Source organism: Cellulomonas citrea (assembly GCF_009829685.1).
Classification (GTDB): Bacteria; Actinomycetota; Actinomycetes; order Actinomycetales; family Cellulomonadaceae; genus Cellulomonas; species Cellulomonas citrea.
Genome location: NZ_VWSD01000006.1, coordinates 1 through 21832, shown reverse-complemented (window position 1 = coordinate 21832; position 21832 = coordinate 1). Strand labels below are relative to the sequence as shown.

The window sequence follows — 21832 nt, the reverse complement described above, 5'->3', positions numbered from 1 at the left end:
CGCCCGGGCGGTGCGCACCCGCACCTCCCCGCGGTGGTCGCGGTGACCTTGCCGCAGCACCTCGCCTCTATCCGCACAAGGTTCGACCGACCGTTCGCCGGGCGGCTCTTTGTACCATTTGCTCCGATATCGCGCGGTCCACGTTCAGCCCGGGTCTTGCGGGCCAGGAGCACAACGACTCTCGGTGCACCTTCGACCGGCGACGCGCTATTGCAGATCGAGGCGCCGGCAGCCACGGAAGGTACGGTTGACACGTTCCCCATGGCGACTGATTGGTGTGCGATGTCTCCCGACAAGCGAAGGCCCGCGGTGCTCACGCTGGTCGCCGTCGTTGCCGGCGTGGTCCTCCTCGGAGGTGCCGGGTGGTACCTGCAGACGCGCGCCGACGGGGCCGCACTCCCCTCGTCGTCCGGGACAGCCGCGCCGACGGCGACCGACCGCGGGTCCGAGAGCGCCGCCGCGCACAGCCCGTCACCGCAGCCGACCGCACCGGCCACGGGCGCACCGTCGGACGCCCCGGCGAGCGCCCCGGCTGCTCCCGGCGCCCCGGCCCCGGCCTCGACGCCTGGCGGGTCGAACCAGGCCGGAGCACGCACGCCGGTGGACGTGGTCGTCGTCTCCTCGTCCTCGGACGAGAAGTCCGGGGACGTGAGCGTCAGCGGGTACGCGACGACCGTGGAGGAGAACGGGACCTGCACCGTGAGCTTGTCCTCGGGCGCCACCTCGGTCACGGTCGACGGACCAGCAGCCCCGGACGCCACGACGGTCTCCTGCGGCGAGCTCGTCGTCCCCCGTTCCCGACTTGGTCAGGGAACCTGGCAGGGCACGCTCCGCTACTCGTCGGCTACGAGCGCCGGCACCTCGCTCCCCTTCACGATTGAGGTTCACTGATGACCCCGCACCGGACTCCGCACCGGACACTGCTCGGCGCCGTCGTCGCGCTCGGCATGCTCGGTGCCGCGCTCATCGTCGCCCCGACTCCTGCCGTCGGCGCCGATCTGCGCGGCTTCGATCCCGGGAACATCATCAGCGACACCGTCTTCTACGACACGACGACCATGAACGCGGACACGGTCCAGGCGTTCCTCTCGTCCGCCGGGGCCGCGTGCTCCCAGGGCTCGGACGGCTCCCCGTGCCTGAAGAACTACCGCGAGTCGACGGCCGGCCGCGGGGCGACGTCGCGGTGCGCGGCCTACGCAGCAGGTTCGAACGAGTCCGCCGCCGTCATCATCAGCAAGGTGGCCCAGGCCTGCGGGATCAACCCGCAGGTGCTCATCGTGACCCTGCAGAAGGAGCAGGGTCTCGTGACGACGACCAACCCCTCCGCCGGTCGCTACCGTGCCGCGATGGGCTACGGGTGCCCGGACTCGGCTGCGTGCAACTCGCTGTACTACGGGTTCTTCAACCAGGTCTACTCGGCGGCGTCGCAGTTCCGGAACTACGCGCTCAACCCTCAGCAGTACTCGCACCGGGCAGGCGTGGCGAACGACATCCTCTTCAGCCCGAACTCGGGGTGCGGCTCGTCGACGGTCTTCATCCAGAACCAGGCGACGGCGAGCCTGTACAACTACACGCCGTACCAGCCGAACGCCGCGGCACTGGCGGCGGGGTACGGCACCGCCAGCGGGAGCGGCGCCGGCTGTGCGAGCTACGGGAACCGCAACTTCTGGAACTACTTCACCGACTGGTTCGGGCCCACCACGCAGCGGGTGCCGATCGGGTCGATCGACACCGTCGGCGCGACGTGGAACAGCATCTCGGTCGCCGGTTGGGCGCTCGACCCCGACACCACCTCCCCGATCCAGGTCCACGTGTACCTCGACGGGTCGGCCGTGCTCGCGTCGACCGCCGGGATCTCGCGGTCCGACATCGCGGCCGCGTTCAACAAGGGCGCGGAGCACGGCTACAGCGTGTCCATCCCGGCGCGAGCCGGCGCCCACACGCTCTGCATCTACGCGATCGACTCCGTGGCCGGCGGTCCGAACCCGTCGATCGGCTGCCGTGCGGTGACGGTGCCCAGCGCGCTCACGATCGGGTCGATCGACACCGTGACGGCGACGTCCAACACCATCAGCGTGGCCGGTTGGGCCCTCGACCCTGACACGACCAGCCCCATCCAGGTCCACGTCTACGTCGACGGGGCGGCCAGGCTGGGCCTGATCGCGAACAACACGCGGACGGACGTGGGAGCCGCGTACGGGCTGGGCGACCAGCACGGGTTCGCGGCGAGCCTCAGCTCGTCGCCGGGGATCCACGACGTGTGCTTCTACGCGATCGACGCCAACGGCGGGGCCAACCCGCTGCTGGGATGCCGCACCGTCGGAACTGCCGCCGCGATCAACCACGCGCCGTTCGGGTCGATCGACAGCCTCACGACGGCCATCGGGAGCATCTCCGTCGCCGGGTGGGCACTCGACCCGGACACCACGGACCCGATCCAGGTCCACACCTACGTCGACGGCTCGCCCGTGCTCGGGGCCGTCGCGAACGTGCGCCGGACCGATGTCGGCGCGGCCTTCGGCCACGGGGACGACCACGGCTTCTCGTGGACGGTCTCCGCGACGGGTGGCGTCCACACCGTGTGCATGTACGCGATCGACTCCACGCTCGCGGGCCCGAACCCCCAGTTCGCGTGCCGGACGGTCACCGTCCCGTCGGCTGCGCCGAACACCGCCCCCTTCGGGAGCATCGACTCGATCACGGGATCCGTCGGCGCGATCGACGTCGCCGGCTGGGCGCTCGACCCCGACACGACCGACCCGATCCTGGTCCACGTCTACGTCGACGGCGCCGCGATCCAGGGCGTCCTGGCCGACGCGACGAGGACGGACGTCGGCGCCGCGTTCGGCAGGGGCGACCAGCACGGCTTCTACACGTCCCTCCCGTCCGCCGCCGGACAGCACACCGTGTGCGTCTACGCGATCGACTCGACCCTCAAGGGACCGAACCCGCAGCTGGGCTGCCGCAGCGTCACGGTCGGCTAGCGGCGTGGGGTCGCGCGCCCTGTCGAGTGCGCGACCCCACGCTCGGCCGTGGCCTCACCCCGTCACGGCGCCGCAGGTCGGGCGCGGCAGTCGCGGGCCGCACGCGGCCGGCCCGCCGCCGAGGTCGAGGGCACTCGTGCCCCCGGCGGCCCGGGTCGACGGGCCTCCGGAGAGTGGGTGTCTCAGCCGTCTCGGCTACTATCGTCAGCGCCAAACCCCGTGGACCGACGCCTTGCGCCTGCCCGCGGAACACGGAACCGGGAGACTCATGAGCGGCGCGTCAGTGGATCGAGAGACGGCGCTGTCGGAGGAACCCTTCAGGCCGGCGGGACCGACTCAGGGGTTCTTGCGAGGCACGGTCCTCTCGATCCGGGCGATCGCCGGGCAGTCCGAGCTTCTGCGCCTGCTGACCGGGCGCGAGCTCAAGGCCCGCTACAAGGACAGCACCCTGGGCTTCTTCTGGAGCCTCGCACGACCGCTGACAATGCTCCTCGTATATTACGTGGCCATCGGCAAGTTCCTCAATGCCGCACAGAGCCCGACCCGCAACCCGAACGGGATCCCCGATTTCGCGGTCTTCATCTTCGCGGGGCTGACGGCGTGGCAGCTCTTCAGCGACATCGTCACCAACGGAACGGCGTCGATCGTCACGAACTCTGGGCTCATCAAGAAGGTCTACGTGCCCCGCGAGGTCTTCCCGCTCAGCGTGGTCGGGTCGTCGATCGTCAACTTCGGCATCCAGCTCGTCGTGCTCGCCGGTGCGACCCTCCTGGTCAGGAACTTCCCGACCGGCTCCCGCTGGTCCTACTTCGTGCTCGCGCTCGCCGTCCTGGTGGTCTTCTCGACCGCGCTCGCCCTGCTGCTCTCGGCGATCAACGTCTATCTGCGCGATGTGCAGTACCTCGTCGAGATCCTCATCATGATCCTCTTCTGGGCATCTCCGATCGTGTACTCCTGGCACTCGGTCGACGGCGCTCTGCACGGTCTGATCAAGGACATCTACCTCGCGAACCCGATGACGCAGGTCGTGCTCGGGTTCCAGCGCACGTTCTGGGTGAGCGGCCCGAGCAGCTCGTACCCGGCGGACCTTCAGATGCGCCTCCTCGTGACCCTCGGGATTTCCGTCGCACTCCTGTGGGTGAGCCAGCGGATCTTCGCTCGCCTGCAGGCGAACTTCGCCCAGGAGCTGTGATGGCCCTCAACGTCGTGGAGATCTCGAACGTCTCCAAGCGCTTCGTGATCCACCGGGACAAGTCGCTCAAGGAGCGCGTCCTCAACCGCAGCCGGGATCGTCGGCACAAGCAGGACTTCTGGGCGCTGCGCGACGTCAACCTGGACATCGAGCTCGGTTCCACCGTGGGTCTCGTCGGGGCCAACGGTTCGGGCAAGTCGACCCTGCTCAAGATGATCGGGGGCATCCACCAGCCGACGACGGGGTCGGTGCGGCTCCGCGGTCGACTGGCCGCGCTCCTCGAGCTGGGTGCCGGCTTCCACCCGGACCTCACAGGGCGCGAGAACGTCTACCTCAACGCGGCCATCCTGGGCATCTCGCGTGCCCAGACCGACCGCTACTTCGACGCGATCGTCGACTTCTCGGGGATCGAACCCTTCATCGACACCCAGGTGAAGTACTACTCGTCCGGGATGTACGTCCGGCTCGCGTTCGCCGTCGCCGTCCACGTCGACCCGGACATCCTGCTCGTCGACGAGGTGCTGGCGGTCGGCGACGAGCCGTTCCAGCGCAAGTGCATGGACCGGATCCGGGGCTTCCAGGCCGAGGGCCGGTCGATCGTGCTCGTCTCGCACGCCCTCGACCAGGTCGCAGACCTCTGCGACCGGGCCGTCGTGCTCGAGGCGGGCCAGGTCCGCGCCGACGGCCCGCCGCGGGAGGCGTTGCGCGTCCTGCGGGAGGACTTCGAGGAGACCCGTCGGCACGACGTCGAGGAGGCCCGGCGGGTCTCCCGACGGACGCGGACGGAGCCCGCACCGTCCGCCGAGATCACGGCGATCGACCTCGTGTCCGACGGGGCGCCGCGGGACCGCGCGACCCTGACTCCCGGGGACGACCTGACCGTCCGGGTGCACGTGACGAGCACCCACGCCCTCGACGACTGGAACGTGGGCATCGCACTGAACAACCCGCTGGGCCAGATGGTCCTCGGCACCAACGCAGTGATGCTCGGCAAGCCGTTGCCGCACGTCGCTGGTGGCTCGGTCGTCGAGTTCACGCTCCCCGGGCTCATGCTCGGCGAGGGCAGCTACTCGGTCGATGCCGCAATCTCGTTCGACGGCCTCACCGAGGCGGACCGCCTCTCGGAGGGCGCAGCTCTCACGGTCGTGGCAAGCGGGCAGGTCGTCGGCTACACGCACGTGGCGAACCCCGACGTCAACCTGGTCGAGGGTCAGTGACCGTCCTGTCGTCGGCGCACCACGCCCTTCAGCCGATCCGAAACTCCTAGGGGGACAACTCCACCATGCACGTGGTAACGATCGCGGCGCGCAACTACCTCCCGTTCGTCCGACTCCTCGCGAAGTCGTTCAAGGAGCACAACGCGGACGACACGTTCGTCGCGCTCGTGGTGGACGCCGAGGTCGGCGAGGTCGAGCCCGAGGCCGACTTCGAGGTCGCCACGCCCGCGGACCTGCCTCTCGACGACGAGGAGTTCCGGCGGCTCGCCCTCATCTACGACGTCACCGAGCTGTCGACGGCGCTCAAGCCCTGGGCCCTCGAGATGCTCCTGCTCCGCGGCGCGACGACCGCCGTGTACCTCGACCCCGACATCTGCGTGTTCTCGTCCCTGGCCGAGATCGACCAGCTGTCCCGTGAGCACGGGATCGTGCTCACGCCGCACGCGGCCGAGCCGATCCCCCGTGACGGTCTGCGGCCCACCGAGGCCGACATCATGGGGTCCGGCGTGTACAACCTGGGGTTCATCGCGGTGGGCCAGGAGAACGTCCCGATGCTGCGCTGGTGGCAGGAGCGCCTGCGCCGGGACTCCATCTCCGCACCTGAGCAGATGCTGTTCACCGACCAGCGCTGGATCGACCTCGTCCCGGGCATGTGGCAGTGCAAGATCCTCCGCGACCCCGGCTACAACGTGGCCTACTGGAACCTCGACCACCGACCGCTGGAACGGGACGGCGCGCAGATCCTCGCCGGTGGTCGGCCGCTGCGGTTCTTCCACTTCTCGGGCTACCGGCCCGAGTCCCCGTGGCTGCTCAGCAAGTACGTGGCGGACAACCCGCGGGTGGTGCTGAGCGACCACCCCGTCGTCGCCGAGCTCTGCGAGGAGTACGGCCGCGCCGCCATCGCTGCCGGCATGGCAGCGGGCAAGATCGCGCCCTACCGCTTCAACACGCTCACCGACGGGACGCGCGTCGGGCGGACGATGCGTTCCGTCTACCGGGCCGCCGTCCTCGAGGCGGACAGCGGACAGGGCGAGTACCCGCCGGTCGCCTTCGACGCCAGCACCGAGTCGGACCTGGTCTCCTGGTTCACCGAGCCGCGCAACGGCCACCTCAACCGGATCCTCGAGGGGCTCTGGAAGGCCCGACCCGACCTGCAGGGCGCCTTCCCGAACGCTCTTCGGGGCGACTCCGCCCCCTTCCTGGACTGGGCCGCCAAGTGGGGCGTCAAGGAGGGCGAGATTCCTCCGTCGTGGCTCCCCGGCCAGACCAGGACCCGCACCGCCACGGCAACGCGCTCCAACGAGCTCGGCGTCAACCTCGCCGGCTACTTCGCCGCCGAGCTCGGCATGGGGCAGGGAGGGCGGCTGCTCATCGAGGCGGTCAGGTCCGGCGGCCTCCCGTACACCACCATCAACTCCGGCCGGACCCTGAGCCGTCAGCAAGCCACGTTCGCGGCCAACGAGTCGGACGTGCGCTACCCGATCAACATCGCCTTCGTCAACGCTGACCAGTTCCCGCTCTGGATCGCCGATGTCGGCCCGGACCTGCTCGCCGACCGATACACCATCGGCGTCTGGGCGTGGGAGCTCGAGGACTTCCCCGACTACCCCGAGTCCTTCGCGGCGGTCGACGAGATCTGGGGCATCTCGAAGTTCGTGAGCGACGCGGTGGCGAAGCGGACCAGGAAGCCCGTTCACGTCCTCCCGCTGCCGATCCCCGCAGCGCCGGAGCACATCGAGCCCCTGGACCGGGCGGCGATCGGGCTCACGGACCAGCCCTACTTCCTCTTCGTCTTCGACTACTTCAGCGTCCTGGAGCGCAAGAACCCGCTCGCGACGATCGCCGCGTTCTCCCGCGCGTTCGACGAGGGACAGGGCCCGATGCTCGTCATCAAGACGATCAACGGGGGCCGGCGCCGAGCCGATCGGGAGCGCCTTCGCCGGGCCTGCGCCGCGCGTTCGGACATCCTCCTGGTCGAGGACTACCTGTCCGCGCCTCAGCTGACCTCTCTCATGGCGAACGCCACCGCCTACGTCTCGCTGCACCGCTCCGAGGGCTACGGCCTGACGATGGCTGAGTCGATGGCTCTAGGGCGTCCCGTCATCGCGACGGCCTACTCGGGGAACCTCGACTTCATGTCGGAGGACGACAGCTTCCTCGTCCCCTACACCCTGGTGCCCGTCGGTCCGGGTCTGGCCCCGTACCCGAGCACTGCCCACTGGGCGGAGCCCGACATCGAGGTCGCGGCGCAGCACATGCGCAGCATCGTCGACGACCCGGACCACGCTCGCGAGGTCGGTGAGCGCGCACGGGCTGCGGTCGCCCGCATCGGGGACCCGAGCGCGGCGGCGGCGTTCGTGCGCAACCGTGTCGAGGCGATCGGTGTGCGCCCCCGCAGGCGTCGGCCCGCATCAGCCCGCGCGGCGGCAGGACTTCGGCGCGCCGCTTCTCCGGTCGTCCGCGCGGTGCGACAGATCCCGGGGAACGAGGCGACGGCGGCCAAGCCCAGCGTCGTGCTGCGCGCGGCACGGCGTGCCCGCCGGACCGCACGCCAGCTCAGGTCCGCCGTCCGGTCCTCGGACCCCGGGCAGCCAGGACGAGCGGACGCAGGCCCAGCCGTCGACCCGTCGGCGCGCGGCCCGTTCGGGAAGGTGCGTGCTCGGCTCGACTCGACCGACGCGCACCTGGCCGAGGTCGCCCACGGTCTCGCCGAGGTGCGTTCGACGACGGCGGCGGACGAGGCGATCCTGCATGACCTCGCGACGCGGCTGGACGCGACGTCGGGCGACGTGGCCCGGATCGACTTCGAGCTCGGCGCTCGACCGTTCGAGGGGCCCGGCACCTCGATCGAGGTCATCGGCGAGGACGGACGCCCGTACCTGGGATTCACCCGAGGGAGCAAGGGGTCCTACGCGGGCTTCGAGGACGTCTTCCGTGGCAGCGAGGACTTCATCAAGGACCGTCTGCGCGGCTACGTCCCCCTCGTCCGAGAGCACGTCCCGGTGCTCGACGTGGGATGCGGCCGTGGCGAGATGCTGTCGCTCCTCGCGGAGGAGGGTGTCGCCGCCAAGGGCATCGACCTGGACCCGAGCATGCTCGACCGGGCACGCGCACGCGGGCTCGACGTCACCCAGGCCGATGCGCTCGAGTACCTTGCCGCGCTTCCCGACGCCAGTCTGGGCTCACTGGTCTCGTTCCAGGTCATCGAGCACCTGCCGGTCGAGATGCTCCGCACCCTCATGGCCGAGGCCCACCGGGTGCTGCGTCCGGGGGGCGTCTTCATCGCGGAGACCGTCAATCCCCACTCGCCGCCCGCGCTCAAGGTCTTCTGGCTGGACATCACCCACGTCAGGCCGCTCTTCCCCGAGTCGTTGCTCTTCCTCGCCCAGGACTGCGGTTTCGAGTCCGGTCGCATCGTGTTCCCGATGGGCTCGGGCAACCTGGTGCAGGACCTGCGCCGGTGCGGGGAGTACGCGGTCGTCGCCTACCGCTGAGCTGCGTCGCCCCGAGCATTCCCCCGGGTCCATGGCGCCGAGCCGCTGCTCGGCGCCATGGACCCGGCGCCTGCGCACATCGGACCGACGTGCGCAGGCGCGACGAGGGCGGACCTGCCGTCGCGCGCAGCCCCCCCGCCGACGCCCTGAGGTCCGCGGGGGTGGCACAGCTGACTCCGCACGACCGCGGTGCGGGACAGGCGGGCGCCGCTAGGACCGCGGTTCCACCACGACGGACAGGTCCGCCGCCGGGCAGGCGGTCTGCAGATCAGACGCGACACTCGGCTCGGCCGTGTAGACGACGATCCCCGGCGACAGGCTGGCGGCCTCGCACAGCTGGCTGACCTGCGACTCGTCCACGAAGTAGGCCCAGACGGGGAAGCTCTGGGACGCGCCGGGCGGAGGCTCCACCCACGCCCCGTCGCGGCTCGCCCAGGCGAGCGCGGCCCAGAAGTTGGCGATCCGGTCGTTGCCGCCGTCGGTCAGACGCCAGACGACGAACGGTCCGGGCTGGTCAGCTGCCTGAACGACGTCCTCCACCGCCTCGGCGCTCGGCTGTGACCAGCCCCGAGCGGCGAGGGAGAGCGGGTTCGGTGCCGTGGTCGCGGTCCCCAGAACCAGCATCACGGCTGCGGGGCCGGCGATGGCCGCGCCGATCCAGGACGGCCAACGAGTCGTCTCCTCGACGTCCCGACCGAATCCGCTGGCCCAGCGGATCAGCGGGACGAACGGGATCCACAGGAGGCTGCAGACCACGAGCCAGCTGGTCTTGCTCGCGTAGTAGGTCCAGGTGAGGTGTCCTGCCTGCCCCAGCACGCGGAGCGCGAGCACGGCGGCGCCACCGATGAGGCCCGCGGCTGCGGGGACCCACAGCTGCCGCCGCAGCAGGGCGTCACCCCCACCGAGCGCGAGAGCACAGCTGACCAGCACCAACGACAGCAGCAGCCAGCGCGAAGGGGCGATGATCGAGCCGGGAAGGGCGAAGATCACCCGGAACGTGGGCAGGTAGGCCACCACGACGGCCACGACGGCCACGAGGGCCAGCCCTGCGACCGCGAGCCCGGCGACTCCCCACCACCTCGTCGAGGCCGCCATGTCGGCGGCGGTGCCACGTCGACCGCGCAGCACGCTCACGATCGCCGCCAGCAACGCCGCCCACGGGACCGCGACGAGCACCGTCCAGCTCACGAACGTCAGCACGGTCGAGACCGACGCGAGCACCAGCAGCAACGGCAGCGGGCGCGGCTCTCGGACGCAGCGCAGCGCCAGCACGATCGTCGCGAGGGCCGGGACGAGTGCGCCGTAGGCGGAGAAGAAGCCGTCCAGCAGCGTCGTACCCAGGACCAGCGGTGTGACCGCGCCCGTCGCGGTGACCAGAGCGACGAGTGCCACGGGGACCGAGAGCCGCTGACGGTGACGGTCGGCAGCGAGAGTCTCCAGAAGGGCTCCGGCGAGCAGCACCCCGAGGGCGATGGCCGACAGCACGTACATGGTCGCGAGCGCGTGCGCATCGTCCAGCACCAGCTGGCCCGCGGCTCCCCCGCGTCCGGCCGCGGCGGCGACCACGGCGGCGAACCCGTTGACAGCGGCCGGGTAGGACCGCAGGGAATCGAGGGTCAGCCCGCCGTCCGCGATGATCGACCGCACGATGAGCGCGTGGTTCCTCGCGTCCCCGCTCATCGCCCAGGCGACGTCGAAGTAGCGCCCCTGTCGCTCGATGGCCGCGAAGCACCCGAGGATGAGCGCGGTGATCGCCAGCGCCAGGCCGGCGTGGGCCTGCTCGTCCGCTCGGGGGTCTCGACGTCGGACCGCGCTGACGACCTCGAGCACCACGCCCGCCACCGCTGGGACGGCGAGCATGGCCGACCACACGACCGAGCCGTGCGGTCCCGGCGCAGCGATGGCGACCACAGCGCTCGCACCGATGACCAGCACGAGCTCGGCCGTGATCGCTGCTGCCCATCCGGCAGCCCCGCGCATCCCCGGGACGAGTCGTCCGACGCCGTCGGCAAGGAGCCAGACCGAGGCGATCACCGTGACGCCCGTCGTCCCCGTCACGTACCATGCCAGCACCGCCGTGGCGACGGCCGCCGCGAGGAAGACGGCCCGCCGGACCAGGGTGCGACCTGCAGGGACGTCGGCTCGCGGTCGCAGCGTCGTCGGGCTCGTCATCAGGTCTTCAGTCCTCGGTCGTCGGGCCGACAGGGCCAGGACCTCGATCTGATGAGGGTGCTCACATGCGGTGCGGGCCCCCGGCGGTCATCGACTTTACACGAGCCTAGTCGAGCCCGGCCGCCTTGCTCGCCTTGCGCAGCTCGAGGAGCATGGCCTTGACATCGATGCGGTCGGCCGGCGGTCGCGGCACGAAGCGTTCGGCGGACTCGCAGAGCACCGCGGTTGCCTTCACAGACCGCACGAATCCTGCGTCCCAGCCGAAGGGCGACCACACGAAGTGCGTCTCCCGGAAGTGCTGGGCCAGGTACCACGCGACTCCGTGGTAGTGCGGCTGGGGAAAGGCGAACGAGTCACCGAACACGACGACCACACCGTCGTCGACCGCCTGGTCGTTCCGGAGCATCCGATACGTGCCTACGTGCCGGCCGAGAGCCTCGGCCTGCGGCCACGTGTCCTCGACCAGGTGAGCTGCCCCCCAGTTGAAGTACCCGCTCATCACCTCGACGATCTGCGGTGAGAACCGGGAGCCCAGGTCTCCGCTGCTGAGGTAGGTCGTGGCCTGGACGTCGTGCGGGCCCACGCGCTCACTCACGCCGAGGTCCGCGAGGGCGAGCTGCGCGAGCGCGACGTTGCCCGCGAAGGACAGGTGCGTGTCCGTGCGCAGGTAGGCCCCCTCCACCGCGGCGAGCTGGTCGATGGGATAGCTCACCTGGTGCAGCTCGGAGATCACCGACGCCGGCGGGCGGGCGTTGAGCTCGGCACCGGGCGGGACGAGATCGCCCAGCACGCCGAGCTTGTCCGGAACGATCAGCATCCCCAGCCGGACACCGAGCTTCCGGGCCTCCTCGCGGCGCGTCCGGACGACCTGTTCCCATCGCTCGGCCCAGTCCGGCCCGGGAGCGAACCCGGGCTGGTACTGCTCGAGGACCGCGTTGCTGCCGCCCACGAGGAACACGTACCCGTCACGACCCACGACGACGTCGCCGTCGGCGGAGGCCGTCCCGACCGGGTGGGTCCACGCACCCAGGTCCGGGTGCCAGACGTTCACACGGCGAGAAGGGTTGCGCGGCTCGATCGCGGCGCCCTTCCCGGTGCAGAACTCGTCGCTGACCACCATCGCGGCCAGCAGCTCGCGCCAGTCGTCGGTCGCCGCCATCTGCGCCGCGACCTCGTCGGCGGAGGGCGTCCGTCCGAGGAGCTCCCGGTACAGGAGAGCGACGTCGGACGCCGCGAGATGGGTGCCCCGCGAGCTCGTCGACCGCGACCGAAACATGGCGCCATAGTAGGGGTCGCCTCCCGCTCTCCCGGCCGTCGCACGAACAGCGGGCGATAGGGTCTGCGAGGATCCCGGTCTCTGGAAGGGTTGATCGTCGTGCGCATGCTCGTCACCGGCGGAGCCGGGTTCATCGGCTCCAACTTCGTCCACCACACGGTGCGGACGAGGCCCGACGTGCAGGTCACGGTGCTCGATGCCCTCACGTACGCAGGCAACGAGCACAGCCTGGACGAGGTGGCCGGCTCGGTCACCTTCGCCAAGGGCGACATCGCCGACCCGGACATCGTCGACGCGCTGGTCAAGGACGCCGACCTCGTGGTCCACTTCGCCGCGGAGTCGCACAACGACAACTCGCTGCACGACCCGTGGCCCTTCGTCCGGACCAACGTGATCGGCACGTACCAGCTGCTCGAGGCGGTCCGCCGCCATGGCGTGCGCTACCACCACATCTCGACCGACGAGGTCTACGGCGACCTCGAGCTGGACGACCCGGCGAAGTTCACCCCGCAGACGCCGTACAACCCGTCGAGCCCGTACTCCTCGACCAAGGCGTCGTCCGACCTGCTGGTGCGCGCATGGGCCCGCAGCTTCGGCGTGCAGGCCACGATCTCCAACTGCTCGAACAACTACGGCCCGTACCAGCACGTCGAGAAGTTCATCCCGCGCCAGGTCACCAACGTGCTCGACGGCATCCGCCCCAAGCTGTACGGGACGGGCGAGAACGTGCGCGACTGGATCCACGTCGACGACCACAACGCCGCGGTGTGGGCGATCATCGAGAAGGGCCGGATCGGCGAGACGTACCTCATCGGCGCCGACGGCGAGCAGGACAACAAGACCGTCATCGAGCTGATCCTCGAGCTCATGGGTCAGGACCCGAAGGCCTACGACCACGTCAACGACCGCCCGGGGCACGACCTGCGCTACGCGATCGACGCGAGCAAGCTGCGCAGCGAGCTCGGCTGGGAGCCCCGGTTCACGACGTTCCGCGAGGGGCTGGCCGACACCATCGACTGGTACCGGGAGAACGAGGCGTGGTGGCGTCCGCAGAAGGACGCGACCGAGGCGAAGTACGCCCAGCTCGGCCGCTGATCTGCACAGATCCTCTACGCCCCGCCCGCCCCAGGTCCTCCGATCGCTCGACCTGACCTTCTACGATCATCCCGTGACTCCCCGCCACCACGTCGCCGACCGTTCCAGCAGACCCCGCCACGGTCGTGAGGTGCGCAGCCACGGCGTGCTGCGCGGTGTGGCCCTGGTGACCGTCGCCCTCCTGGCGTTCGGTGTGTCGTCGGCTGCTGCGGTCACGCTCACGCTGCAGAACAACATCAAGCACGTCGACGTCTCGGCGCTCGTGCCCACCATCAGCACCACCCCCACCCTCGCCGACCCGACGGACCCGAACGCCGGCCAGGCCATCAACATCCTGCTGCTCGGCTCCGACTCGCGTGAGGGCGTGAACGGTGAGATCGGCGGGGACGCGGGCGGGATGCGCTCGGACACCGCGATCGTGCTGCACATCTCGGCCGACCGCACCCGCGTCGAGGCGGTCTCGATCCCGCGCGACTCCCTGGTGAAGATCCCGGCCTGCAACATGACGAACGGGTCGACCACCAAGGCGCAGTCCTCGGCCATGTTCAACAGCGCCTTCGCCAACGGGTGGGACCACGGCGGCGACATGGCCTCCGCCGCAGCCTGCGCGATCAACACGGTGCAGGTGAACACCGGGGTCAGCATCAACCACTTCGTCGTCGTCGACTTCGCCGGCTTCCAGAAGATGATCGACACCATCGGCGGCGTCACGATGTGCATCCCCACGGACATGACCGACGACATGACGGGCCTCGACCTCAAGGCGGGCAGGCAGACGCTCAACGGTGAGGTGGCGCTGGAGTTCGCCCGCGCCCGGCACGTGAGCGGGACCGACGGCTCGGACATCACCCGGATCGCCCACCAGCAGCAGCTGCTGGCGGCCGTGGTCCAGGAGGTGCTGAGCAAGAACGTGCTCACCAACGCAGGCGAGCTCATCGGCTTCGCGTCAGCCGTCTCCAGCTCGCTGACGATGGACCCGGGCCTGACGTTGTCGACGCTCACCGGTATGGCCTACGGGCTCAAGGGCATCTCCGGTGCGAACATCACCTTCATGACGATCCCGTGGGGTCCGGCACCGAGCGACAAGAACCGTGTGGCGTGGACGCCCGAGGCCACCACCATCTGGGCGAACATGGCCGCTGACCGCCCGATCGTCCCGGACGAGACCCCGGCACCGGTCGCGACCCCCACGTCCGGCTCGACGGCCCCTGGCACGACCACCGCGCCGCCGGCACCGAACCCGACCACGACCAAGCAGGCCGGCAAGGACGCGATGAGCGCGGACGACCTGACGAGCAACCAGACCTGCGCCGCCTAGGCCGGTTGCCCGGATGACGACCGGACCCGACCGCCCGACCCCACCGAGCTTCGCGCCGTCGAAGGCGGGGGCCCGTCCCGCGCCCGACGACGTCCAGGTCGTCGGGTCTCAGCCCTCCGACGAGGGTGCGCAGGCCACCCACCTGCGGATGGCCCGGACGACGTCCGACCGGCCGCAGACCCCGGCCGCGGGCGAAGGACCCCGCAAGGCACCCCGCTCGGTCTCGTCGGGCTCCGCCGCACCGGCGGCACCGGCCGACCCGGCCCGGCCGCGACAGGTGACCTCACGCTCCGTCGCCTCGCCCGGGACGTCTCCTGCCGCGCCCGGCGGGCGACCGGCGCCGATCGAGGTCGGGCCCCGGACCGGCACTCCGGCACGGTCGGCAGCCGGTTCACCCGCTGCGCACGACCCCGGGGTGGAGGGCAGACCGATCGCCGTTCCTGGCCGTCCGCACACGGCAGGCGCACCCGGCGCCGCACGGCAGGCCTCCTCGACCCCGGCCCAGGCACGAGCCGCCGCTACGGCTGGTGCGGACGGCGCAGCACGGTCGGCACCAGCGCGATCGACGTCGGCGCGGCCGACGTCGGGACGGTCGGCTCCCGCCGGCGCGCGCACCGTCGCCTCACAGCAGGGTGCCCGACGGCCGGCACCCGCACGCACCGCCTCCCCCACACCTCCGGCTCCCCCGACGAAGCGGCACCGTCGCCGCCGGTTGGTGGTGGCCGTGGTGGCACTGCTGCTCGTCGCCGCGATCGCCTGGCCGGTCGGCCTGGTGTTCTGGGCCAACGGCAAGATCCACCACACGCAGGCCCTGTCCGGCGCGGCCGGGACCGGGGGCACCACCTACCTCATCACGGGGTCGGACCAGCGCGGTGGGGACGGACTCGAGGACGACGGGACCACCGGCGCCCGCACCGACACGATCATGGTGCTGCAGGTGCCCGCCAGCGGCCCCGTCGCGCTCATCTCGCTGCCCCGCGACACCTACGTCGACATCCCCGGGCACGGCCCCGCCAAGCTCAACGCCGCGTTCGCGTGGGGTGGTGCTCCGTTGCTCGTCACGACGGTCGAACAGATCACCGGGCTAACGGTCGACCACTACGCCGAGATCGGGATGGGCGGGGTCAAAGAGGTCGTCGACGCGGTCGGTGGCGTGAACCTGTGCTGGGACGCCGACGTCAACGACGAGGACTCGGGCATGGTCTGGACGGCCGGCTGCCACGACGTGAACGGTGACCAGGCGCTCGCCTTCTCCCGGATGCGCAAGTCCGACCCGACCGGTGACATCGGCCGCGGCCTGCGGCAGCGACAGCTCGTCTCGGCGGTGATGGCCAAGGTCGATCCGGCGAGCCTCGTCTGGCACCCCGACCAGCAGGTCGCGCTCGTCGACGCGGGCACCGGTGCGCTCACGGTCGACGAGCACGCCTCGATCCTCGACCTGGCCCGGCTCGCGCTCGCCTTCAAGGCGGCGAACGGACCCGACGGGATCACCGGGACCCCACCCATCAAGTCCCTCGACTACCGGCCGGGCAAGGTGGGGTCCACCGTGCTGCTCGACCCGGACACCTCACCCGCCTTCTGGGACGCGATCCGCAACGGCACGCTGCAGCCAGGCTCGGTCGGCGGCGTCACCCACTGACGCACGACGGGCGCCTGACGAGCGTCAGGCGGTGAAACCGGTACGTGCCGTGCCCGAGGCGCGGGCCCGCAGCCGCTCGCCCTTGGCGTCGGCCACCGCGCGCAGCTCGTCCTGGAACACGGCCATCGCCGCGCGCAGCTGCTCGGCGCGCTCATCGCGACCTGCCGCCAGGATGCGCACCGCGAGCAGTCCCGCGTTGCGGGCGCCGCCCACGGACACCGTCGCGACCGGGACACCGGCCGGCATCTGGACGATCGACAGCAGCGAGTCAAGGCCGTCGAGGTGGGCCAGCGGGACCGGCACCCCGATGACGGGCAGCACGGTCGCGGCCGCGAGCATCCCCGGCAGGTGGGCCGCTCCGCCGGCACCGGCGACGATGACCCGCAGCCCTCGTGCGGCTGCCTGTCGCCCGTAGTCGAGCATCTTCGCCGGCTGACGGTGCGCCGAGACGACGTCCACCTCGTAGGGCACGTCGAACTCGGTGAGCGCGGTGGCCGCCGCCTCCATCACCGGCCAGTCGGAGTCCGACCCCATCACGACGCCGACCAGGGGCTGCTGTGTCATGCCGTCCTCCATGCGCTGGGTCGAACCACCATCATCGTGCACCGCCGGGAGCAGCGGCCTCACCGCGCAGCAGGGCCGCCGCGGCCAGCGCACGGGCGCGCACCGCGTCGAGGTCGTCCCCGCAGACGGTCACGTGCCCGAGCTTGCGGCCAGGGCGCACCTGCTTGCCGTAGAGGTGGACCTTGACCCCCGGATCGGTCAGCACGGCCGGCAGGGCGTCGGTGAGGTCCGTGAGCTCCGAGCCCAGCACGTTGACCATGACGGTGCACGGCGCCCGGGGCGTCGTCGCACCCAGCGGCAGGTCGAGCACCGCCCGCAGGTGCTGCTCGAACTGGCTGGTGAGCGAGCCGTCGATGGTCCAGTGCCCGCAGTTGTGCGGTCGCATCGCCAGCTCGTTGACGAGCACCGTCGGCGGCTCGCCGGGCCCGGCCGGCACCTCGAAGAGCTCGACGGCCAGAACGCCGACGACCTGCAGCCCCTCGGCGATCGCACGGGCGACGGCCACGGCCTGCGCCGCGGTCGCCGGGTGCAGCTCGGGTGCCGGCGCGATCACCTGCTCGCAGACGCCGTCGCGCTGCACCGACTCGACGACCGGCCACGTCATGAGCTCACCCGACGGTCGTCGGGCCACGAGCACCGCAAGCTCGCGGCTGAACGGCACCTTCTCCTCGGCCAGCAGCGCCGGGCCCGTCCCGTCCGCCGCGGCGGCAAGCCAGTCCGCCGCCTCGTGGGCGTCGTCGACCACCCGCACGCCCTTGCCGTCGTAACCGCCGCGGGCCGTCTTGACGACCGCCTCGCCGCCGCTCGCGGCGAGGAAGGCCTCCAGCTCGTCCAGGTCCCGCACGGGCGCCCACGCGGGCACCGGCAGCCCCAGCTCGGTGAGCCGTCGTCGCATGACGAGCTTGTCCTGGGCGTGGACGAGTGCGTCGGCTCCCGGTCGCACGGGCACGCCGCGGGCCCCGACGGCCGCGAGGATCGCCGGCGGGACGTGCTCGTGCTCGAAGGTGAGCACGTCGGCGCCGTCGACGAGGTCGAGCACCGCGCTCTCGTCGGACGCAGCACCGACGGGCGCGTCGACGACGACGAGCCCCGTCGAGCCGTCCGACGCCTCCACGAGGACCCGCAGCCGCACCCCGAGCGAGGTCGCCGCCTGCGACATCATCCGGGCGAGCTGCCCACCACCCACGACTGCGACCACCGGTGCACCCACGGGCGTCGAGCCTAGCGGGGCCGACCGGCGACCGAACGCCCAGGTTCGCACGGACGCGCGCCTGTAGGGTGACCGGCTTGTGGACCTGAACCGCCTGCGGCGCGCCGTGCACCAGTTCGTGAAGTTCGGCCTCGTCGGCGGCGGCGGTGTGGTCGTCAACATGCTCGTCGCGGTCGCGATGAACAAGGCCAACGGCGGCACGGTCAACGCCCAGCGCGTGCTGTGGCACATCCCCGGCAGCGAGTTCAGCCTGCGCTTCACGTCGCTGGTGTGGATCGTGGCGTTCCTCGTGGCGAACCTGTTCAACTTCGTGCTCAACCGGCACTGGACGTTCCGCTCCGCGCAGCGCGCGCCGTGGTGGGCCGAGTTCTGGCCGTTCCTCACGGTCGGCTCCGTGGCGGCGCTCGTCGGTCTGTTCGTCAAGATCGGCCTCACGAACCCGACGTCGCCGGTGTACCTGTCGGCCGCCTTCTTCCACGAGAACGCGGGCTTGCACTCGCGCGAGTACTGGGCGCAGCTCATCACGATCGTCGTGACGATGCCGGTGAACTTCGCCGTCAACAAGGTGTGGACGTTCCGGCACGTGCGCAACCGGCACGCCGCCAAGGCCTGAGCCCGGTCAGCGACGGCGGCGCTCCGGGCGGGTCGCCACGGCCGGGCCCATCGGCAGCACGACGTCGGTCCGCAGCGCAGCGGGCACCGCCGACAGGAACAGGGCGAAGACGGCCGGTCTGCGCTGGGCGAGCTCGAGCCGCCCGCCGTCGGCCGACGCCAGGTCACGGGCGAGCGCGAGCCCGAGCCCGGTCCCGGCACCGGAGGTCACGTTCCGTTCGAAGATGCGCGGTGCGAGCTCGTCCGGAACACCCGCACCCTCATCGGCCACCTCGAGCACCACCGACCGGGCGGAGCTGCCCGGACGGGTGCGGACGGTCGTCGTCCCACCCCCGTGCTTGAGCGAGTTCTCGATGAGGGTGGCGAGCACCTGGGCCAACGCCCCGGGGGTGGCCAGCACCTGCAACGCCGGGTCGGCGTGCACGACGAGCCGTCGACCGGCCTCGGCGAACGGGACGGCCCACTCCTCCTCCTGCTGGTGCAGGATCTCCGCGAGCTCGACGGCCTCCGTGGTGCCGCCTGCGGCGCGGCGCGAGCTGGTGAGCAGGTCGTCGACCACCCGCACCAGCCGCTCGACCTGCTCCAGGGAGATGCGGGCCTCCTCGCGCACATGCTCCTGGGAGGCCGTGAGCATGATCTCCTCGAGCCGCATCGACAGCGCGGTCAGCGGGGTGCGCAGCTGGTGGCTCGCGTCGGAGGCGAACTGCCGTTCGGCGGCCAGCCGCCCGGCCATCCGGTCGGCGCTGCGGGACAGCTCGGCCGCGACCAGGTCGATCTCCTCGACCCCGGACGGCTTGAGGTGCGGGCGCACCTGCCCCGAGCCCAGCTGCTCGGCCGAGGCAGCCAGGTAGACCAGGGGCGCCGAGAGCCGGTTCGCCTGCCAGGTCGCCATCGCGATCGAGGCGCCGAAGGCGATCACCGCCGCAGCCACGACGAGCCCGATGATCCGCAACGACAGCCAGAACACGTCCCACCACGAGGCCGTGAGGACGACCACCGTGCCCTCGTTCGAGGTGGCCGAGACCTGGATCGTGGACCCGGTGACCGGGGTGCCCGCGGTGAGCACCCGGCCCTCGGCGGTGGTGAGCACGACCGATGCGCTCACCTGCCCGGGGCCGCCGGTGTAGGGCTCGAGCGTCTGGCGGGTGAGCGGGATCTGCTGCTCGATGCGGAAGTCGACGGCCCGCACCGCCGACTGCGCACGTGACTCCAGGGCCTGGACCTGGGCCTGCCGCACCAGCTGGGCACCGAGGAAGGCCAGAGGGAAGCCGAGCAGCACCACCGCGACGGTGACCGCCGCGATGGTCGCCTGCAGGACCCGGCGACGCACCGGCTAGACCCGGTCTCCCGCGTCCGCCTCGAAGCGGAACCCCATCCCGCGCACGGTGGTGATGTAGCGCGGGGAGTTCGCGTCGTCGCCGAGCTTGCGCCGCAGCCAGGACACGTGCATGTCGAGGGTCTTCGTCGAGCCGTTCGGGTCCGAGCCCCAGACCTCGCGCATGATCGCGTCGCGGGACACCACGGTGCCGACCGCCGCGACCAGCACCCGGAGCAGGTCGAACTCCTTGGCCGTGAGGTGCAGCTCGCGCTCGCCCTGGAAAGCCCGGTGGGCGGCCACGTCGACGCGCACGTTCTGGGCCCGCAGCTCGTCCTCGTCGACGGTGTCGGCACCGGTGCGACGCAGCAGCGCGCGGACCCGGGCCAGCAGCTCGGCGAGCCGGAACGGTTTGGTCACGTAGTCGTCGGCGCCGGCGTCGAGCCCGACGACGAGATCCACCTCGTCGGCGCGCGCCGTGAGCACGAGGACCGGGGTGGACAACCCCTGCGCGCGGATCGCCCGGGCCACGTCCAGGCCATCCATGTCCGGCAGACCGAGGTCGAGGACCACCAGATCGGCCGACGACGCCCCGTCGATGGCGCCTTGACCAGTGCCTTGCACTTTGACGTCATAGCCTTCACGGGACAACGCGCGAGCCAAAGGCTCTGCAATGGCAGGGTCATCCTCAGCCAGCAGTACGCGCGTCACAGCCCCATGCTAGGTCACGAACCCCCGCAGGACCCGCGTTTGCCGACGCGACGTACGCCACGCTCCACCCCCAGGCGCAGACAGTCCTCCGCGGCGGTCCACCCCCGGGCGTACGCGCCGCACCGACCCGCCCGCCTACCCTGGTCGGATGGGCGTATGGGGTCGGGTGCTGGCGTGGTCCGACCGCCACCGGTTCGCCGTCGACGCGCTCAGCGCCGCGTTCACCGCGCTCATCGTCGTGCCCACCGCGACCGGGTGGGACATGTGGGAGACCTACCAGGGCCCGCCCGGGACGTCCTGGTCCGTCCCCGTGGTCGCCGCCCTCATGGTCGCCCCGCTCGCCTGGCGGCGGGTGCGTCCGGCCGCCTCGTCCGCCGCGGTCTACACCGTGGCGCTCGGCCACATGCTGCTCGGTCCCCCGCTCATCCTGCCGGTCGACCTCGTCGTGCTCGTCGCGCTGTGGTCGGTGACGGTGCACGGCCCGCGGTGGGCCGCCCGGGTCGCCATCAGCGGCGGGCTGGTCGGCGCGCTGCTGCTCTCGCTGCTCATGCGCGGCGGAGCGGAGACGGTCGTCGGGACCGCCGTGGTGACGAGCCTCATGATGCTGGCCACCTGGGCACTCGCGCTGGCGCGCCGAGCACGCCGGGAGGCCGTCGACTCGCTGCGCGACCGGGCCCGACGCCTCGAGGTCGAACGCGACCAGCAGGCCCGGCTCGCCGCGGCCGCCGAACGGTCCCGGATCGCCCGCGAGATGCACGACATCGTCGCCCACTCGCTCACCGTGATGATCGCCCAGGCCGACGGGGGCAGGTACGCCGCCGCCGCCGACCCGCAGGCCGCCACCAGGTCGCTCGAGACCATCGCCGAGACCGGGCGGGCCGCCCTCACCGACATGCGGCGGCTGCTCGGGGTGCTGCGCACCGAGAACGAGCCGGCCCCCGAGCCCGAACCCGCGCCACAACCCCGTCGCACCCTGGCCAGCACCCTGGCCGCAGCCGTCGCCGCACTCACCCACGATCCCCGGGACGACCCG

The 21832-nt window shown here is 71.3% G+C and carries 16 protein-coding genes; 10 read left to right on the top strand and 6 right to left on the bottom strand.

Annotation, left to right across the window (positions count from 1 at the left end):
• Window positions 1–282 precede the first annotated feature (282 nt).
• The 5 genes from F2B26_RS01745 to F2B26_RS01725 all read left to right on the top strand — a co-directional run bounded on the left by F2B26_RS01745 (window position 283) and on the right by F2B26_RS01725 (window position 8887).
• Complete coding sequence (locus F2B26_RS01745; RefSeq protein ID WP_159805780.1) at window positions 283–891, top strand: hypothetical protein; 609 nt, start codon at window positions 283–285, stop codon at window positions 889–891.
• On the top strand, window positions 891–2984 hold the full coding sequence (locus F2B26_RS01740; RefSeq protein ID WP_159805778.1) for a LasA N-terminal domain-containing protein: 2094 nt from the start codon (window positions 891–893) through the stop codon (window positions 2982–2984). The genes F2B26_RS01745 and F2B26_RS01740 overlap by 1 nt, the downstream gene beginning before the upstream one ends.
• 346 nt (window positions 2985–3330) lie before the next feature.
• Window positions 3331–4176, top strand: coding sequence for an ABC transporter permease (locus F2B26_RS01735; protein WP_235929442.1), 846 nt, complete (start codon window positions 3331–3333; stop codon window positions 4174–4176).
• Entirely contained in the window at window positions 4176–5393 is a 1218-nt protein-coding gene (locus tag F2B26_RS01730) for an ABC transporter ATP-binding protein (protein WP_159805774.1), read from the top strand. The genes F2B26_RS01735 and F2B26_RS01730 overlap by 1 nt, the downstream gene beginning before the upstream one ends.
• 65 nt (window positions 5394–5458) lie before the next feature.
• Window positions 5459–8887 carry a methyltransferase domain-containing protein gene (locus tag F2B26_RS01725; protein ID WP_159805772.1) on the top strand — a complete coding sequence of 1143 codons (3429 nt, stop codon included), beginning with the start codon at window positions 5459–5461 and terminating at the stop codon, window positions 8885–8887.
• Between the two features lie 210 nt (window positions 8888–9097).
• On the opposite strand, the gene F2B26_RS01720 is transcribed toward F2B26_RS01725, so the two are convergent.
• Both F2B26_RS01720 and F2B26_RS01715 read right to left on the bottom strand, forming a co-directional pair.
• Window positions 9098–11059, bottom strand: a complete 1962-nt coding sequence (locus F2B26_RS01720; RefSeq protein WP_159805770.1) for a hypothetical protein — start codon at window positions 11057–11059, stop codon at window positions 9098–9100.
• 106 nt (window positions 11060–11165) lie between these two features.
• On the bottom strand, window positions 11166–12335 hold the full coding sequence (locus tag F2B26_RS01715) for a hypothetical protein (RefSeq protein WP_159805768.1): 1170 nt from the start codon (window positions 12333–12335) through the stop codon (window positions 11166–11168).
• A gap of 99 nt (window positions 12336–12434) precedes the next feature.
• Here F2B26_RS01715 and rfbB point away from each other — a divergent pair, with 99 nt between their 5' ends.
• The 3 genes from rfbB to F2B26_RS17355 all read left to right on the top strand — a co-directional run bounded on the left by rfbB (window position 12435) and on the right by F2B26_RS17355 (window position 16387).
• On the top strand, window positions 12435–13430 hold the full coding sequence (gene rfbB, locus F2B26_RS01710) for a dTDP-glucose 4,6-dehydratase (protein ID WP_159805766.1): 996 nt from the start codon (window positions 12435–12437) through the stop codon (window positions 13428–13430).
• Window positions 13431–13503: 73 nt separating this feature from the next.
• On the top strand, window positions 13504–14748 hold the full coding sequence (locus F2B26_RS01705) for an LCP family protein (RefSeq protein ID WP_235929441.1): 1245 nt from the start codon (window positions 13504–13506) through the stop codon (window positions 14746–14748).
• A gap of 727 nt (window positions 14749–15475) precedes the next feature.
• A complete protein-coding gene (locus F2B26_RS17355; protein WP_235929440.1) occupies window positions 15476–16387 on the top strand; it encodes an LCP family protein in 912 nt (303 codons plus the stop codon).
• A 24-nt stretch (window positions 16388–16411) separates the two neighbouring features.
• Here the strand turns inward: F2B26_RS17355 and purE are convergent, their stop codons facing one another.
• Both purE and F2B26_RS01690 read right to left on the bottom strand, forming a co-directional pair.
• Entirely contained in the window at window positions 16412–16951 is a 540-nt protein-coding gene (gene purE, locus F2B26_RS01695) for a 5-(carboxyamino)imidazole ribonucleotide mutase (protein ID WP_159805764.1), read from the bottom strand.
• A gap of 31 nt (window positions 16952–16982) precedes the next feature.
• Entirely contained in the window at window positions 16983–18161 is a 1179-nt protein-coding gene (locus F2B26_RS01690; protein ID WP_235929439.1) for a 5-(carboxyamino)imidazole ribonucleotide synthase, read from the bottom strand.
• 79 nt (window positions 18162–18240) lie between these two features.
• Between F2B26_RS01690 and F2B26_RS01685 the strand changes: the two genes are divergently transcribed.
• Window positions 18241–18774, top strand: a complete 534-nt coding sequence (locus tag F2B26_RS01685) for a GtrA family protein (RefSeq protein ID WP_235929438.1) — start codon at window positions 18241–18243, stop codon at window positions 18772–18774.
• Between the two features lie 6 nt (window positions 18775–18780).
• Here F2B26_RS01685 and F2B26_RS01680 read toward each other — a convergent pair whose 3' ends face one another.
• Window positions 18781–20103, bottom strand: a complete 1323-nt coding sequence (locus F2B26_RS01680; RefSeq protein WP_159805757.1) for an ATP-binding protein — start codon at window positions 20101–20103, stop codon at window positions 18781–18783.
• A gap of 3 nt (window positions 20104–20106) precedes the next feature.
• Window positions 20107–20799, bottom strand: a complete 693-nt coding sequence (locus F2B26_RS01675; protein WP_159805755.1) for a response regulator transcription factor — start codon at window positions 20797–20799, stop codon at window positions 20107–20109.
• Between the two features lie 148 nt (window positions 20800–20947).
• Between F2B26_RS01675 and F2B26_RS01670 the strand changes: the two genes are divergently transcribed.
• The coding region (locus tag F2B26_RS01670; RefSeq protein ID WP_201292558.1) for a sensor histidine kinase at window positions 20948–21832 on the top strand (885 nt) is incomplete at its 3' end.

Coding starts and splice junctions, on each gene's coding strand:
- F2B26_RS01720 (WP_159805770.1), bottom strand. CDS start 11,059: ATGACGAGCCCGACGACGCTGCGACCGCGAGCCGACGTCCCTGCAGGT.
- F2B26_RS01715 (WP_159805768.1), bottom strand. CDS start 12,335: ATGTTTCGGTCGCGGTCGACGAGCTCGCGGGGCACCCATCTCGCGGCG.
- F2B26_RS01725 (WP_159805772.1), top strand. CDS start 5,459: ATGCACGTGGTAACGATCGCGGCGCGCAACTACCTCCCGTTCGTCCGA.
- purE (WP_159805764.1), bottom strand. CDS start 16,951: ATGACACAGCAGCCCCTGGTCGGCGTCGTGATGGGGTCGGACTCCGAC.
- F2B26_RS01730 (WP_159805774.1), top strand. CDS start 4,176: ATGGCCCTCAACGTCGTGGAGATCTCGAACGTCTCCAAGCGCTTCGTG.
- F2B26_RS01740 (WP_159805778.1), top strand. CDS start 891: ATGACCCCGCACCGGACTCCGCACCGGACACTGCTCGGCGCCGTCGTC.
- F2B26_RS01745 (WP_159805780.1), top strand. CDS start 283: ATGTCTCCCGACAAGCGAAGGCCCGCGGTGCTCACGCTGGTCGCCGTC.